The organism is Streptomyces sp. Ru62 (assembly GCF_002920615.1).
Lineage (GTDB): Bacteria > Actinomycetota > Actinomycetes > Streptomycetales > Streptomycetaceae > Streptomyces.
Window position 1 is genome coordinate 392,007 of record NZ_PQSU01000002.1, and the last position, 13,913, is coordinate 405,919.

General features: G+C 73.0%; 14 protein-coding genes. 3 read left to right on the forward strand and 11 right to left on the reverse strand.

Going from position 1 to position 13,913, the window contains the following annotated elements; translation table 11 throughout:
- Nucleotides 1–2: 2 nt before the first annotated feature.
- From C3492_RS04190 to C3492_RS04205, 4 genes are read right to left on the reverse strand one after another with little or no spacing between them, the layout of a single operon-like run.
- Nucleotides 3–896, reverse strand: a complete 894-nt coding sequence (locus tag C3492_RS04190) for a carbohydrate ABC transporter permease (protein WP_103810341.1) — start codon at nt 894–896, stop codon at nt 3–5.
- A 2-nt stretch (nt 897–898) separates the two neighbouring features.
- Nucleotides 899–1,840, reverse strand: coding sequence for a carbohydrate ABC transporter permease (locus tag C3492_RS04195; RefSeq protein ID WP_103810342.1), 942 nt, complete (start codon nt 1,838–1,840; stop codon nt 899–901).
- A complete protein-coding gene (locus tag C3492_RS04200; protein ID WP_181140187.1) occupies nt 1,840–3,183 on the reverse strand; it encodes an ABC transporter substrate-binding protein in 1,344 nt (447 codons plus the stop codon). Before C3492_RS04200 ends, C3492_RS04195 begins: the two co-directional genes overlap by 1 nt.
- A 44-nt stretch (nt 3,184–3,227) precedes the next feature.
- Complete coding sequence (locus tag C3492_RS04205; protein WP_103810344.1) at nt 3,228–4,439, reverse strand: ROK family transcriptional regulator; 1,212 nt, start codon at nt 4,437–4,439, stop codon at nt 3,228–3,230.
- A 468-nt stretch (nt 4,440–4,907) separates the two neighbouring features.
- Here C3492_RS04205 and C3492_RS04210 point away from each other — a divergent pair, with 468 nt between their 5' ends.
- Together C3492_RS04210 and C3492_RS04215 are read left to right on the forward strand one after the other, a co-directional pair.
- Nucleotides 4,908–5,402 carry a hypothetical protein gene (locus C3492_RS04210; RefSeq protein WP_258055477.1) on the forward strand — a complete coding sequence of 165 codons (495 nt, stop codon included), beginning with the start codon at nt 4,908–4,910 and terminating at the stop codon, nt 5,400–5,402.
- The gene (locus C3492_RS04215) at nt 5,399–6,007 is read left to right on the forward strand and encodes a hypothetical protein (RefSeq protein ID WP_103810346.1); all 609 of its coding nucleotides are present in this window, start codon (nt 5,399–5,401) and stop codon (nt 6,005–6,007) included. The genes C3492_RS04210 and C3492_RS04215 overlap by 4 nt, the downstream gene beginning before the upstream one ends.
- On the opposite strand, the gene C3492_RS04220 is transcribed toward C3492_RS04215, so the two are convergent.
- Both C3492_RS04220 and C3492_RS04225 read right to left on the reverse strand, forming a co-directional pair.
- On the reverse strand, nt 5,994–6,620 hold the full coding sequence (locus C3492_RS04220; protein WP_103810347.1) for a Uma2 family endonuclease: 627 nt from the start codon (nt 6,618–6,620) through the stop codon (nt 5,994–5,996). The two genes, C3492_RS04215 and C3492_RS04220, sit on opposite strands and share 14 nt — an antisense overlap.
- An 84-nt stretch (nt 6,621–6,704) precedes the next feature.
- Nucleotides 6,705–7,817: a mechanosensitive ion channel family protein gene (locus tag C3492_RS04225; protein ID WP_103810348.1), complete on the reverse strand. Its 1,113-nt coding sequence runs from the start codon at nt 7,815–7,817 to the stop codon at nt 6,705–6,707.
- Nucleotides 7,818–8,135: 318 nt separating this feature from the next.
- Between C3492_RS04225 and C3492_RS04230 the strand changes: the two genes are divergently transcribed.
- Nucleotides 8,136–8,672: an HNH endonuclease gene (locus C3492_RS04230; protein ID WP_014672759.1), complete on the forward strand. Its 537-nt coding sequence runs from the start codon at nt 8,136–8,138 to the stop codon at nt 8,670–8,672.
- Nucleotides 8,673–8,836: 164 nt separating this feature from the next.
- Here the strand turns inward: C3492_RS04230 and C3492_RS04235 are convergent, their stop codons facing one another.
- From C3492_RS04235 to C3492_RS04255, 5 genes are all read right to left on the reverse strand, one after another.
- Complete coding sequence (locus C3492_RS04235) at nt 8,837–9,439, reverse strand: hypothetical protein (RefSeq protein WP_103810349.1); 603 nt, start codon at nt 9,437–9,439, stop codon at nt 8,837–8,839.
- Nucleotides 9,440–9,470: 31 nt separating this feature from the next.
- Nucleotides 9,471–10,814, reverse strand: a complete 1,344-nt coding sequence (locus C3492_RS04240) for a hypothetical protein (protein WP_103810350.1) — start codon at nt 10,812–10,814, stop codon at nt 9,471–9,473.
- The gene (locus C3492_RS04245) at nt 10,811–11,584 is read right to left on the reverse strand and encodes an ABC transporter ATP-binding protein (protein WP_181140188.1); all 774 of its coding nucleotides are present in this window, start codon (nt 11,582–11,584) and stop codon (nt 10,811–10,813) included. Before C3492_RS04245 ends, C3492_RS04240 begins: the two co-directional genes overlap by 4 nt.
- Before the next feature lie 545 nt (nt 11,585–12,129).
- Nucleotides 12,130–13,290, reverse strand: a complete 1,161-nt coding sequence (locus C3492_RS04250; protein WP_103810352.1) for a hypothetical protein — start codon at nt 13,288–13,290, stop codon at nt 12,130–12,132.
- Nucleotides 13,287–13,895, reverse strand: a complete 609-nt coding sequence (locus tag C3492_RS04255; protein WP_103810353.1) for an RNA polymerase sigma factor — start codon at nt 13,893–13,895, stop codon at nt 13,287–13,289. The genes C3492_RS04250 and C3492_RS04255 overlap by 4 nt, the downstream gene beginning before the upstream one ends.
- Nucleotides 13,896–13,913 lie beyond the last annotated feature (18 nt).

Genomic DNA, 13,913 nt, shown 5'->3' on the forward strand with positions numbered 1-13,913 from the left:
GTTCAACCCTTTACTCCGGTGAGGGTGACGCCCTCGACGAACGCCTTCTGGGCGAAGAAGAACACGAGGATCACGGGGGCCATGACCAGCACGGTGGCGGCCATGGTGAGGTTCCAGTCGGTGTGGTGGGCGCCCTTGAAGGACTCCAGGCCGTAGGACAGCGTCCAGGCGCCGGGGTTCTCGGACGCGTAGATCTGCGGGCCGAAGTAGTCGTTCCAGGCGTAGAAGAACTGGAAGAGGGCGACGGCGGCGATGCCCGGCCTCGCCATGGGCAGGACGACCCGCAGCAGGGTGCGCAGGTCGCCGCAGCCGTCCACCTTCGCCGCGTCCAGGTACTCGTTGGGGATCGTCATCAGGAACTGGCGCAGCAGGAAGATGGAGAACGCGTCTCCGAACGCCATCGGGACGATCAGCGGCCACAGGGTGCCCGACAGGTCGAGTTGTTTCGCCCAGAAGAGGTACATCGGGATGACGACCACCTGCGGGGGCAGCATCATCATCGAGATCACCAGCATGAGCGACAGGTTGCGGCCCCGGAAGCGGAACTTGGCGAGGGCGTACGCCACCGGGATCGAGGACACCACCGTGAGCACGGTGCCGAGACCGGCGTAGAGCAGCGTGTTCTTCCACCAGGTGAGGAAGCCGGGCGTGTCGAAGACCTTCCGGTAGTTGCCCCACTCCCAGGTGTGCGGGATCAGGTCCCGGCTGAGGGCCTGGCTGTCGCTCATCAGCGAGGTCAGGAACACGAACACGAACGGCAGCGTGAAGAACAGCGCGGCGGCGACACCGAGCGAGTGGACCGCGATCCACTCCAGCAGCGCCCGGCGGCGGGCGGTGCGCTCGGCCCCGGTGACGAGCGGCGCCGGCTTCACCGGCTGGTCCAGTACTTGGCTCATGGTCAGTCACCTGCCTGGATCAGGCCGCCCCGGCGCCGCATGAGCAGCGCGGTGAACGCCATCGACAGGGCGAACAGCACCAGCGCCACCACACACGCCGAGCCGTAGTCGAAGCGCTGGAAGCCGAGGTTGTAGACGAGCTGGGGAAGGGTGAGCGTGGACTTGTCGGGGTAGCCGGGCTCGAACTGGGTGCCGGCGCCCTGGATCACCCCGGAGGCGACCTTCCCGGCGACCAGCGGCTGGGTGTAGTACTGCATGGTCTGGATCACGCCGGTGACGACGGCGAACATCACGATCGGGGCGATGTTCGGCAGGGTCACGTACCGGAAGCGCTGCCAGGCCGAGGCGCCGTCCAGCTCCGCCGCCTCGTACTGCTCCATGGGTACGTCGAGCAGCGCGGCCATGAAGATGACCATCAGGTCGCCGACGCCCCACAAGGCCAGCAGGGTCAGCGCCGGCTTGGACCAGGTGGGGTCGTTGAACCAGCCCGGCGCCGGCAGCCCGGCCTTCTCCAGGACCGAGTTCACCGGGCCGGTACCGGGGTTGAGCAGGAACGCGAAGGCCATGGTGGCGGCGACCGGCGGGGCGAGGTACGGCAGGTAGAACAGGGTGCGGAAGACACCGGTACCCGTCTTGATCTTGGTGATGAGCAGCCCGACGCCCAGCCCGAAGAGCACCCGCAGGCTCACCATGACCACGACCAGCCAGAGCGTGTTGCGCAGGGCGGGCCAGAACAGCGGGTAGTGCTCGAAGACGTACGTCCAGTTCTTCCCGCCGCTCCACGTCGGCGGCCGGAAGCCGTCGTAGTGCATGAAGGAGAAGTAGACCGTGGAGATCAGCGGGTAGGCGAAGAAGACCGCGAAGCCGATGAGCCACGGGGACATGAAGGCGAGCGTGCGCAGGGCCGAGCGCCGGCGTTTCGACGCGAGGGATACGGCGCTCATCACTTCGCCTGCGCGATGTCCGTGTCGATCTGGGCGGCCGTCTTCTTCAGCCCGGCCTTGAGATCGGTGGCCTTGCCGCTCTCGTAGTCGTAGCCGAACTGCTGGATCGTCACCAGGTACACACCGCCGTTGATCGAGGCGGGAGTCGTGGTGGAGTGCGGGTTGGCGGCGATGTCCAGGAAGGTCTTGAAGCGCGGGTCGTACTTCAGCTTCGGCGACTTCAGCGCGGCCAGCGTGGAGGGCACGTTGTGGATGTCGTTGGCGAAGCCGACCACCGCGTCCGTGTCCGTGGTCATGTACTTCACCAGTTCCCAGGCCGCGTTCTGCTTGTGGCTGGTGGCGGCGATGCCCGCGATGGTGCCGGTGATGTAGCCCTTGCCGTACTGGTCGGCCTGGTCGTCCGGGACCGGCAGCGGGGCCACCCCGATCTCGAAGTCCGGCTTCGCCTCCTCGGCCATCCCGAGCCGCCACTCGCCGTCGAGCTGCATGGCCACCTGGCCGGTGTGGAAGGGGTGCTTGGGACCCCACTCGTCGCCCAGCGTGGCGCGGAACTTCTCCAGCTTCTGGAACCCGCCGAGTTCGTCCACGAGCTTCTTCTGGAGCGTGAAGCCCTTCTCGAACGCGGGGTCCTGGGCGAGGTTCGACTTGCCGTCCTTGTCGAAGTACGTCGGCGAGAACTGGCCGAGGTAGTGCTCGGTGGTGGACTCCCAGCCGTGGTAGTTCGGCATGAACCCGAGCTGCTTGTACCCGCTGCCCTGGGGGATCGTCAGTTTCCTGGCGTCCGCCTCGAATTCCGACCAGGTCTTCGGCGGGTGCGCGATGCCGGCCTTCTCGAACGCCGTCTTGTTGTAGTAGAGCCCGTACGCGTCACCGAGCAGCGGCACCGTGCAGCGGTTGCCGTCGAACTGGGTGTACTCGTTCATCGGCTTCGGGAACGTCTTCTCCGGGTCGATCCCCGCCTTCTGGAAGAACGGGTTCAGGTCCACCAGCGCGCCCGAGGAGCAGAACTTGCCCACGTTGTTGGTGGTGAACGACGAGATCACGTCCGGGGCCTTCTCGCCGCCCGCCCGCAGCGCCTGGTTGATCTTGTCGTCGGTCATGTTGCCGACGACGTTCACGTGGATGTTGGGGTGCGCGTGCTCGAAGCCGGCGACCAGCGACTTGACGGCCTTCACCTCGTTCGGCGCGCTCCAGGCGTGCCAGAAGTTGATCGTCGTGTCCTTCGAGGGGTCGTCGGTGGCACCGGAGTCGGACTGGCCGGTACACGCGGCGGTGAGGAGCACGGCCGAAGCAGTCAGGGCAAAAGCCGCCTTTCGGGCGACTTCGGGTATGGCTGTGGGCATGGCGAGGTCTCCCAGGGGGACGGGGTCGGGAAAAGAGGGGGCGCTCAGCGCGAGGTGTCGAAGACCTCGTCGCGGGTGGCGGCGAGCGCGGACTCCAACGCGCCGCGCAGCACGGGGTGTTCACGGACGTCGCCGACGACCAGCCGGGGCCGGGCCGCGGCCAGCTCCTCCAGCTCGGCCTGGACGAGGGCGCGCAGCACCTCGCCGCCGGCCGTCAGTGCGGAGCCGCTGAGGACGACGAGTTCGGGATCGAGGACGGAGACGAGCGAGGCGAGACCGGTGGCCAGCCGGGTGGCGTAGGTCCGCAGCAGTTCCCGGTGCGGGCCGCTCGCGTGGTCGGCGGCGCGGGCGACGAGCGTGGTGGCGGCTTCGGTGTACGGCCCCGCGGGCACGTCCTCGACACCGAGCTCCCGGGCCAGCTTCGGCAGGGCCTGGGAGCCGGCCAGCTCCTGGTAGCCGCCGCTGTTGGCCTTGGTGACCTGCCGTACCAGCGGGGTGCCCGGCACCGGCAGGAAGCCGACCTCGCCGGCGCCGCCGGTCCAGCCGCGGTGCAGCCGGCCGCCGAGCACCAGGGCGGCGCCGAGGCCCTCCTGGTTCCACAGCAGCACGAAGTCCGCGTGGCCGCGGGCCGCGCCGAGCCGCTGTTCGGCGATGGCGACGAGGTTGACGTCGTTCTCGTACTCGACCGGCATCGGCAGGGCCGCCGCGAGGTCGTCGAGCAGTGCGGGGGAGTGCCAGCCCGGCAGGTGGGAGGCGTAGCGCAGCCGCCCGGTGTTGGGGTCGAAGGCGCCGGGCGTGCCGATGACCAGCCGGTGCACGTCGGACCGGGCGAGCCCGGCGGCCTTGACGGCGCCGTCGAGGGCGTCGGTGACCTGCCGGACGACGGGGTGCGCCGGGCGCCGGCCGGGGGTGGGCAGCTCGTACTCGCCGACCGTGCGGCCGGTGATGTCGGCGACCGCGGCCCGGATGCGGTGCGGGGTGACGTCGAGCCCGGCGGCGTACGCGGCCGTGGGGTTGACCGCGTAGAGCTGGGCGTTGGGGCCGGGCCGGCCCTCGCTGGTGCCGGTGACCCGGACCAGTCCGGCCGCCTCCAGACGGGCCAGCAACTGGGAGGCGGTGGGCTTGGACAGACCGGTGAGCTTGCCGATCCGGGTGCGCGACAGCGGCCCGTGCTCCAGCAGCAGGTCCAGGGCGGCGCGGTCGTTCATGGCGCGCAGGACGCGCGGGGTGCCCGGCGTACCGGCGGTTCCTGCCATGGGGGTCCACACCTGCCTTTCCAGCCGCCCAGCTTTTCAGTGACCTGGGCATGACGTCCAGTCTTGATCGACGGCCGCCCGGGAGATCACTGTTAGGAAACTTTCCTATTGGGGTGGGAGGAACGTAAGCCGAGGACGAAGGGGGCGTCAATAGACAACGCCCCCGAGGCAACAGAGTCGTTACCTCGGGGGCGCTGCGGTACGGGGAGTGCCCGGAGTTACTTCACGGTCACGTGGTCACCGGCGGACGTCTTCGCGCCCGTGGTGGCCGTACCGGCGGAGGGAACGCGGGGTTCCGGTGAAGACGATCTGTGTTCGGGCGACGGTCAAGGGCGCGTCACGAGTGCGTCACGGACGTGGTTTTCGCTGGTCACGGGGCCTACATTCGGGCGACGAACGGACGCGGGGGGCGGGGGGACGATGGGGACGGTCGACCGGAGGCTCCTCTGGAGGCTGTGGCTGATCACGATGTCCGACTTCGTGCCCTTGCTGGTCACTGTGGGCCTGAGCGACTTCCTGGGCGAGGGCCTGTCCCGGTCGTTCGCCGAGGACCTCGCCCTCATCCCGCTCGTCTGGGCCGCCCTCAGCCTGCTCGCCGCCCTCTACGTGTACGCGGCCCTGGTCCGCCGGGCGCGCGGCACCGGCATCCCGGTCACCGTGGACGCCCTCCGGGCCACGCAGGAGCGGGCGTTCCCGGCGGGGGAGGCGGAGCGGCTGCGGGCGGGGATCGCCGCATCCCGGCGGGCGTACGACGTGACGGGCGAGACGGGGGCGTGGGACTTCCAGTGGCGTCCGTTCCGCAACCGGCACGCCGTCACCGGCTCCCTGACGGTGGACCGGTCGTCGGGTGAGGCCCGGGTCCTGCTGCGCGCGGACCAGGGACTGATGCGCATGCGGGGGCAGCGCATGGCGAGCGCGTTCGTGGCGCTGTGCCAGGTGACGAGAGCCGGGGAGACCGGGTGAGAAGCGGCCGGACGGCGGTGGCGGTCGTGCTGATGCTGGGAGCGGTGGCGTGCACGGCGCAGCAGCCGCGGCAGGTCCGGGCGGCGCCCTCGGCGAAGCCCGCGGCGCCGTCCTGCGGCTCCGGCGCCTTCCGCTGGGGTGCGGTACGGCAGGAGACGCGGCTGACCGGTGTCTCCCCGGTGGTGACGCTCGGCAAGGCCGACGGCTGGACCACGTTCCGGAACGTGCCCGTGCGCACGATCGCCGCCTCGATCCGGACGAACGGCGTGGAGCTGTCCCGGCGGCGGGCGATGTCCTCGCTCGCGCGGCACCTGGGCTACGACACGGGCGACCTGATGGCTCCGGGGGAGGACACCGCCCACCATCCCCGGCACCACGACCGGATCGACTTCGACCTCGCCGGCCGCTTCGTCACCGCGGAGGCCGTGAAGGTGGTGGACGCGAGCTTCGCCGTGAGCTGCCCCGACGGCACGCACTACGGCAGCGTCACGACCTGGCTCACCGGCACCCGGGGCGCGTCCCTGTCCTGCGGCACCGACCCCGGCGGGGAGGCGTGGGTCCGCGAGGCCTACCGGCTGGCCTGCGGCCCGCTCAGCCCTCGATGAAGGCGGCGGTGTCCAGGGTGGGGTACGGCGCCGGGAGGGGGAGCGGCTCGCCGAGGTCCACCTTGATGTCGGTGGCGTAGTACGCCTCGGCGGGGTCGTCACCGGGGAGGACGGGGTCCGTGTAGCAGTGGGCCGTTTGGGAGTGGCGGTCGATGAGGACGTAGACGGGGACGCCGGCGGCGGCGTAGGTACGGAGCTTGGGGCCGGTGTCGGTCCCGTGGTCGGTGGAGGTGACTTCGCCGACCAGGGCGAGCATGTCGATGGGGTACCAGCCGGGATGCGCGGCGAAGTGCGCCTCGTCCGTACTCGTCGGCTCTCGGCGCATGGCGTATACGTCGGGGATGATCAACGCAGTCGTGCCGTGGGCCCGGTCGGCGAACCGGAAGCCGTTGCCGATGCCGGCGTGAGGGACGGCTGCCGATCGGAGCTGGAAGCACAGTTTCAGAACCGTGTCGCCGTGCCCGTCACCGGGCGGCGCCAGCGGTAGGAAGGCCCGGCCTTCGATGAACTCGGCGCGTACGGGCATGGGAGAGACCGCCTCGTACGCTGCCAGGAGCTGGACGGGCTCCATGCGGGCCATGAGGTCCGGCTCCCCGGGGCGGTCGGTGTTCATGGCACAGAACGATGGGGCACCCCCGCGCACCGTGCGCCGGAATGCCCCGCCCGTTCACTCGAACGTGTGTGCCGAACCGTTCCGCTACTTCCCCGGGGGTGCCGACCGCTGCGGGGCTATCGGGGTGGCCGCCGCCGACTGCGGGGAGTCCGCGTTGGCGTACACGGACGGCGCCGCGACCGTGGCCGTCGGGTCGGGGGCGTCCTCCTGGTCCTCGACGGCCGTCGCACCGCCCACGATGCGGATGCTCGCCGCGTCGAACGCCCGCTTGATCCGCCAGCGCAGCTCCCGCTCCACCGTGACCGACTTGCCCGGCATCGTCCTGGCCGAGACCCGGACCACCATGGAGTCGATCAGCACCGAGTCCAGTCCGAGCACCTCGATCGGGCTCCACAGCAGCTCGTTCCAGGGCTCCTCCTTGCCCATCTTCTCGGCGACCTCGTCCAGCGTGGCCTTCACCCGGTCCAGGTCCTCGCTCGCCCGCACGGTCACGTCGACCCCGGCCGTCGCCCAGCCCTGGGACAGGTTGCCGATCCGCTTGACCTCGCCGTTGCGGACGTACCAGATCTCCCCGTTGTCGCCGCGCAGCTTGGTCACGCGCAGCCCGACCTCGATCACCTCGCCGGTCGCCACACCCGCGTCGATCACGTCCCCGACGCCGTACTGGTCCTCCAGGATCATGAACACGCCGGACAGGAAGTCCGTGACCAGGTTGCGCGCGCCGAAACCGATCGCCACGCCCGCGACACCGGCCGACGCCAGCAGCGGCGCCAGGTTGATCTTGAAGGTGCCCAGCACCATCAGCGCGGCCGTGCCGAGGATCAGGAAGCTCGCCACCGACCGCAGCACCGAACCGATCGCCGCCGCCCGCTGCCGCCGCCGCTCGGCGTTGACCAGCAGCCCGCCCAGCGCACTGCCGTCCACGGCCTGCACGGTGCGGTTCATCCGCTCGATCAGCTTGGTGATCGCCCGCCGCACCACCGCCCGCAGTGCCACCGCCACGACCAGGATCAGCAGGATCTGCAGACCCATCGCGAGCCAGGTCGACCAGTTCTGCTCGACCCAGCTCGCCGCGTTCGTCGCGCTCTCCTGGGCGTCCTGGAGCGTCGGCACGGCCGGGGCCGTCGATCCCGACGGCGACGGCGAAGGATACGGCGATGCGCCGGCGGCCAGGACGGCGGCGGGCAGGGACGACACGGCAGGTACCTCCCAGGTGCTGCGCGGTCCGTACCGGCGGGGCGGTCAAGGTCACGAAAAGGTCACCGGACGGACAGGACCACCACACTAACGGGGCATTGTGAATGCCCCGGGCCGATCCGCACAGGAGGCGTGCAGGAGAGACGCGACTCACGCGGGCTTGAACAGGCCATGATCCGGGGGATGAATCAGGGTGTGGTCGAAAACACTCCCAGCCCGTTACCGGGACATGGTGGCGCGTCCACCAGGCATGAGGAGAGACTGACTGCAGATCGTCCCGGCGCGAGCCACGCGCCGCCGACGCCCAAGGAGGCACCCGTGCCGCATGTCCTGGTCCTCAACGCGTCGTACGAGCCGCTCGGCGTCGTACCGCTCCGCCGCGCGCTCGTCCTCGTCCTGGAGAACAAGGCAGTCTCCCTGGAGGAGTCCGGCGCCTATATGCACAGCGCAACCGTCACCCTCCCCGCGCCCAGCGTGGTCCGGCTCAAGCGATTCGTCCGGGTCCCCTATCGGGGGCCTGTTCCTCTGACCCGCCGTGCGCTGTTCGCGCGCGACGGGGGCCGGTGCATGTACTGCGGTGGCGTCGCAACCAGCGTCGACCACGTCATCCCGCGCAGTCGCGGGGGCAAGCACGTCTGGGACAACGTGGTGGCGTCCTGCCGCCGCTGCAACCACGTCAAGGCCGACCGTCACCTCGTGGAACTGGGCTGGCGGCTGCGGCACAAACCCGCCCCGCCGACGGGGCTGGCCTGGCGGATCATCGGCACGGGGCATCGTGACCCGCGCTGGTTGCCGTACTTGCAGCCGTACGGCGCGGACGACGCCCTGGCCCGGATCGACGGCATCTCTGCCTAGTCGGTCCGGGCCGATGTGGCTGCGCCCACAAGAAGTCCGCCTACCAGGCCTGTAAGAAGGGGTGGCGGTGGTCCGTCGGCGGCCGCGGGCGCGTGGGACGCCTTCGCGCGGTTCCCCGCGCCCCTTCAGGCCGGCTCCGCAGCCCGGAGTTCAGTGCCCGGAGTTCAGACCCGCGGCCCCTCCGGGCGGGCACCGCGCGCCGCGTACAGGGCCGCGCCCACCGCGAACGCGGCCAGGGCCACCGCCCAGGCACCCGGCGCGGCGCCCGGCTGCATCGGCCATGCCCACACCGTGGCCGCCCGGCCACGGGCGGCGGACGAGCCCAGGTAGACGGCGGACACGTAGGCGAACGCGGGGAGCCAGCTCAGGCGGGCGCCCAGGAGGACGGCCGCGGTCGCGGTGACACCCGTGCAGCCCAGGGTGTTGCGGACGACGGCGGGCGGGCCGAAGTTCTCCGCGTGGCCGAGCACCGCCGGGAAGACCAGCAGGGCCGCCAGCACGGTCAGGGCCGTCAGCTGGGCCAGCCGGCGCGGCCACCAGGGGCGCACGGCCGTGCGGTCCAGCTCGTCCGAGGCGCTGTACAGACTCGCTCCGATCACCGCCGACGCCAGCAGCGGCGCCAGCGCGACGATCGGCACCCGGCGGTCGGGATCGAGGTAGGCGTCCAGCCGGCCGGCCGCCCACAGGGCGAAGGCGCCGGTGCCGACGAGCGCGGCCAGCGTGGCGGGGAGCGCCCGGGAACGGGCGTACAACAGGAGTCCGGTCATGGGGTGGGCGCCTCCTTCGAGTCGAGTCCGGTCACAGGGCCGGCACCCCCTTGGCGTCGCAGTCGGCGCGGGCCGCGAAGTAGGCCGACAGCCACTCCTGGCGCGTCCGCTCGTCCATGCCGGCCAGCCGCGCCCGGGCGGCCCGGCGCTCGCGCAGGTCGGCGCGCTGGGCCGTGTCACCCCGGGCGTCGTCCTCGTCGATCGCCTTCCGCGTCGAGGTCGGCGCGAGGTAGTACTCCACCGCGTCGTCCGCCCTGCGCACCCGGGCCGTCCAGGTCCCCTCGGGACAGTCGTAGCCCTCCAGCGCGGCGACGGCCTCCCAGGCGAACTGCTCCGGATCGGTCAGCCGCCCCCGTACGGCCGACCAGCCCAACGGGGTGATGCCCGGCAGCACGGCCTCGCCGGCGCGCGGGGCGCCGCCGTGGTCCGCCCACCGCACCGGCAGGTTCCGTACGCTGTCCAGCTTGTCCGTGACCCCCGACAGCGCGTCCCTGACCTGGGGGAGCATCCCGGCGTACCGGGCGTTGACGCACACCGCCGGGGTGACCGAGGTGTCGCAGACCTGACGGCGGGCGATCGGGTCGGCGTGCCACAGGCCGTTCCCGGTCTGCGCGAGCAGCGTGCCCGCAACCAGCGCGGCGGCCAGCGGCAGCACGGCCGTCACCCGGCGCCGCGCCGCGTACGCCAGTGCGGCGGCGACCGCCAGTCCGCCCGTCCACACCGCCATGGCCCACGGCTGCCACCACACGGGCAGTCCGCCGGCGAAGGGCGGGACGGTGGGACTCAGGACCCGGCCGGGGGCCGAGAGGTCGGTCGTCACCATCCCGAGGCACACATAGCCGGCCATCGCGAGCAGCGGTGCCGCGAGCCGTGTCGGCACCGCCCGGCCCACCACGTGCCCGGTCAGCGCGCCCGCCGCCAGGGCGACCGTGTCCCCGGGCACCAGCGTCAGGTGGGCATGGTCACCCTGGGCGTAGGGCCAGGTGGCGAGCTGGGCCAGGGCCACGGTCAGCAGGTAGCCCACGGCCACCCAGACCGTCACCGGCAGTGCCGCGGCCAGCAGACGGGCCAGCGGCGGCCGTACGGTCGTCCCCCACAGCTCCTCGGTACGGCGCCGGCGCTCCCGGCCGCCCTGCCAGCAGCCCGCCGCCGCGGCCAGCGGAAGGGCGATCAGCATCGCCGAGTGCACCTGGCCGGCGGTCTCCGACCACCCGCCCTGCCACTGGTCCGCCTTCGCCCACAGCGTCACGCCGACCGTCAGCAGTACGGCGGCCCCGGCCCACGGGGCGAAACCCCGCACCCACTCGGCGCGCAGCGGGTGCGCCGCACGCGGGGCCGCCGCCGGCTCGGTGACCTGCTCGGTGACGAGGGTCATCGCACCGCCTCCCGCGCAGCCGGCGCGCGGTGCGCCCGCAGCGCCGCCGTGTACCCGCGTTCGATCGGGTGGTCGCCGGGCCCGTCCGACGCCTCGCCGAGCCGGGTGAGCGCCTCGGGCGTGCCCTGGTACGCGATCCGGCCCGCGTCCAGCAGGGTGACCTCGGTGCAGGCGGCGGCCACGTCCTCCACCAGGTGGGTGGAGACCACCACCGTCGCCGAGACGCCCAGCTCGCGCAGCAACTCGCGGAACTCCACCCGCTGCTCCGGGTCCAGACCGGCGGTCGGCTCGTCCAGCAGCAGCACGGCGGGGTCGTTGACGACGGCCTGCGCGATGCCGACCCGGCGGACCATGCCGCCGGACAGCGTCCGGACCTTGGCGTCGATACGGTCCGTGAGGCCGACCCGGGCCACCGCCCGCTCCACGGCCGCCGGCACGTCCGCCGCCGGCATCTCCTTCAGCCAGGCCACGTACGCCACGAACTCCCGCACGGTGAAGCCCGGGTAGTAGCCGAACTCCTGCGGCAGATAGCCCAGCCGGCGCCGCACTCCGGCCAGCCCGCGGTGACCGGCGGTGTCCTCCCCGAGCAGCTCCACGCGGCCGGCGTCCGGCCGCGCCACCGTGGCCAGCACCCGGATCAGCGAGGTCTTCCCGGCCCCGTTCGGCCCCAGCAGCCCGTGCACACCGGTGCCCAGCACCAGGTCGAGCGAATCGAGGGCAAGCGTCTTGCGGTGCCGGACCCGCAGGCCGGTCACACGTATGGAACTCATCGTCTCTCCAGGGGAGGGCACGAGGACCCGTCGGCGGGTCCCGGTGCCCGGTCGGGGCCGCGCGTGAGCGGCGGTTTCAGGGGCGTGGTGGGTGGTTGTGGTTGCGGAGGGTGTGGGCGTGGTCGCGCGGGCTGGGGGCGGTCAGGGATCCGGGGTGTTGGGGGTGACTGCGCGGGCGGCCAGGGTCGTCAGAGGTCCCAGGGGTGGTGGGTGGTCGCGCGCGGGCCATAGCCACCGGTGGGTCCGGGGTGTGGTCGGCAGCGACGGGGGTGGGCAGCCGGGCAGTGGGAGAGCTGCTGGGTCGCCGCGCCGCCCGGCGCGACGGCCATCAGCGCCCGCCCGGCGTGACGGCCATCGGCGCCCGCACGGCGGACAGCCGGCCGCCGCACGTGCGCGGGCCGTGACCACCGGTGGCCCGGGACGGACCACCGGCAGCCCAGGGACGTGGCCGGCAGCGACCGGGGTGGCAGTCCCTGGTCAGCTTCGTCAGCCTGGTCAGCTGGGCTGCGTTGCGGGGCTCGCCAGGGGGAGCGGTGCGGAGGCCGTCACGGGCGCAACGGTCGGTCGTACGCCGGACGCCGCGCTGTCAGCAGGGTCGCGCTCAGGACGGCCGCCGCCGCCCACGCGCTCTGCGCGGCGACGCCGTCCAGACAGCGGGAGAGCTGCTCGGCCAGCCGCAGGGTCGCCGCGCCGCCCGGTGCGACGGCCACCGGTGCCAGGACGGCGCACAGCCAGCCGCCGCCCGTCACCCCGGCCGCCGCCCGGCACCCGATCAAGGAGGCCAGGGCCAGCGAGGCCAGCGCCAGCGCCAGCCCGGGCAGCAGCCAGGCCGCCGCGGCCGGGGCGCCGGAGGCGGGCAGCAGCAGCCCGGTGAGGGTCAGCAGCGGCAGGCTCACCGCGAGCACGGCGACCGTACGGGTGAGCGCCAGCCGCAGCCCGCCGCCCGGTGTGGCCGCGGTGACCTCGTGCAAGGGGTCCGCGTGCGGGCCGTAGGACAGGGCGACCCCGGCGACGGGCACCACGGGAGCGATGGCCAGCAGCAGCGCGCGTGCCCCCGGGAACCCGGCCCCGTACGACAGGGCCGGCGCGGCCAGGGCCACGCCCAGTACGGCCGGCAGCCAGGCCCCGCGCACGGCGGGCCCGGCGGCCCACAGCAGCCGGGCGAGCCGCGACACCACGGGCCGCCCGCCGCCCCCGCCGACCGACGGCCGCGCGGGTACGGCCGTCCCCGGTCCGGGCGCCGTCGCCGCTCGTGCCGTCTCCAGCCCGGAGGCGCGGCCGGTCGCCGGTTCCGTCGCGACGACCGCCTCCGGCGTGGGCGTCATCGCGGCCGGGCCGAGGGCGGGTTCCTCCGGTGCGGGCGCCATCGCCGCTCGTGCCGACTCCAGCCCGGAGGCGCGGCCGGTCGCCGGTTCCGCCGCGACGACCGCCCCCGGCGCCGGCTGAAGCGCCGCCGCCCCGCCGGGGAGCATTCCCTTCGCCCCGACCGCCCCCGGCGCCGACTCCAGCACCGCCGCCCGTACCGCCGCCAGCACCGGTCCCGCCGCCGTGCCGGCCACCGCGGCCGACACCCGGGACGCGCACCTTGCGCAGTCCTCCACGTGTTTCTCCAGGGACCAGGCGTCCGGGTCCGGCAGGGAACCCTCGGCGAAGCGGGTCACCTGGTCGTCGGGGACGTGCCACGGGTGGCTGTCGCGGGGGGTCATGCCGTGCCTCCCAACGGGGACGGGTTCAGCTGGGCCAGCGCTTCGCGCAGTTCCACGCGGGCGCGGCGGGCCCGGGACTTGACCGTGCCCTCCGGTATGCCGAGGAGCCGGGCCGCCTCACGGGTGCTCAGCCCGTCGACGACCGTCGCCCGCAGCACCTCCCGCAGCTCCGGGGAGATCCGGTCGAGCGCGGTGCCCACGTCGCCGTACTCCAGACCCGCCAGCACCCGGTCCTCGGCGGACGGCGCGGCGGCGGACTCGTACCGCCCGGAGGACTCCGGTACCGGCAACGGTGCCGCGGCCCGCGCGGCCCGCTCCTGCGCCCGCCGCGCGTCGACCAGCCGGCGCGCGGCGATCGTCCACAGCCAGCCGCCGGCCTCCTGCCCGCGGTGCCCGGCCGCCGACCGCCACACCGTGACGAACGTGTCCTGGAGCACCTCCCGCACCAGCTCGGGGTCGGCGCACCGGCGCGTCAGCCGCGCGTGCAGCCACCCGGCGTGCCGGTCGTAGAGGGCGGCCATCGCCGAGGCGTCCCCGTGCGCGACGGCCCGCAACAGGGCCGCGTCCCCGCCGCTCCCGTCGTCCTTCTCCCGCTGGCCCCCCATGGGGCGGAACAGTCTCAC

What these genes read in the sequence shown, in the direction of transcription:
- C3492_RS04240 (WP_103810350.1), bottom strand. Translation starts at nt 10,814, where the DNA reads ATGACCCTCGTCACCGAGCAGGTCACCGAGCCGGCGGCGGCCCCGCGT.
- C3492_RS04190 (WP_103810341.1), bottom strand. Translation starts at nt 896, where the DNA reads ATGAGCCAAGTACTGGACCAGCCGGTGAAGCCGGCGCCGCTCGTCACC.
- C3492_RS04205 (WP_103810344.1), bottom strand. Translation starts at nt 4,439, where the DNA reads ATGGCAGGAACCGCCGGTACGCCGGGCACCCCGCGCGTCCTGCGCGCC.
- C3492_RS04255 (WP_103810353.1), bottom strand. Translation starts at nt 13,895, where the DNA reads ATGGGGGGCCAGCGGGAGAAGGACGACGGGAGCGGCGGGGACGCGGCC.
- C3492_RS04235 (WP_103810349.1), bottom strand. Translation starts at nt 9,439, where the DNA reads ATGACCGGACTCCTGTTGTACGCCCGTTCCCGGGCGCTCCCCGCCACG.
- C3492_RS04195 (WP_103810342.1), bottom strand. Translation starts at nt 1,840, where the DNA reads ATGAGCGCCGTATCCCTCGCGTCGAAACGCCGGCGCTCGGCCCTGCGC.
- C3492_RS04250 (WP_103810352.1), bottom strand. Translation starts at nt 13,290, where the DNA reads ATGACCCCCCGCGACAGCCACCCGTGGCACGTCCCCGACGACCAGGTG.
- C3492_RS04220 (WP_103810347.1), bottom strand. Translation starts at nt 6,620, where the DNA reads ATGAACACCGACCGCCCCGGGGAGCCGGACCTCATGGCCCGCATGGAG.
- C3492_RS04210 (WP_258055477.1), top strand. Translation starts at nt 4,908, where the DNA reads ATGTCCGACTTCGTGCCCTTGCTGGTCACTGTGGGCCTGAGCGACTTC.
- C3492_RS04245 (WP_181140188.1), bottom strand. Translation starts at nt 11,584, where the DNA reads ATGAGTTCCATACGTGTGACCGGCCTGCGGGTCCGGCACCGCAAGACG.
- C3492_RS04200 (WP_181140187.1), bottom strand. Translation starts at nt 3,183, where the DNA reads ATGCCCACAGCCATACCCGAAGTCGCCCGAAAGGCGGCTTTTGCCCTG.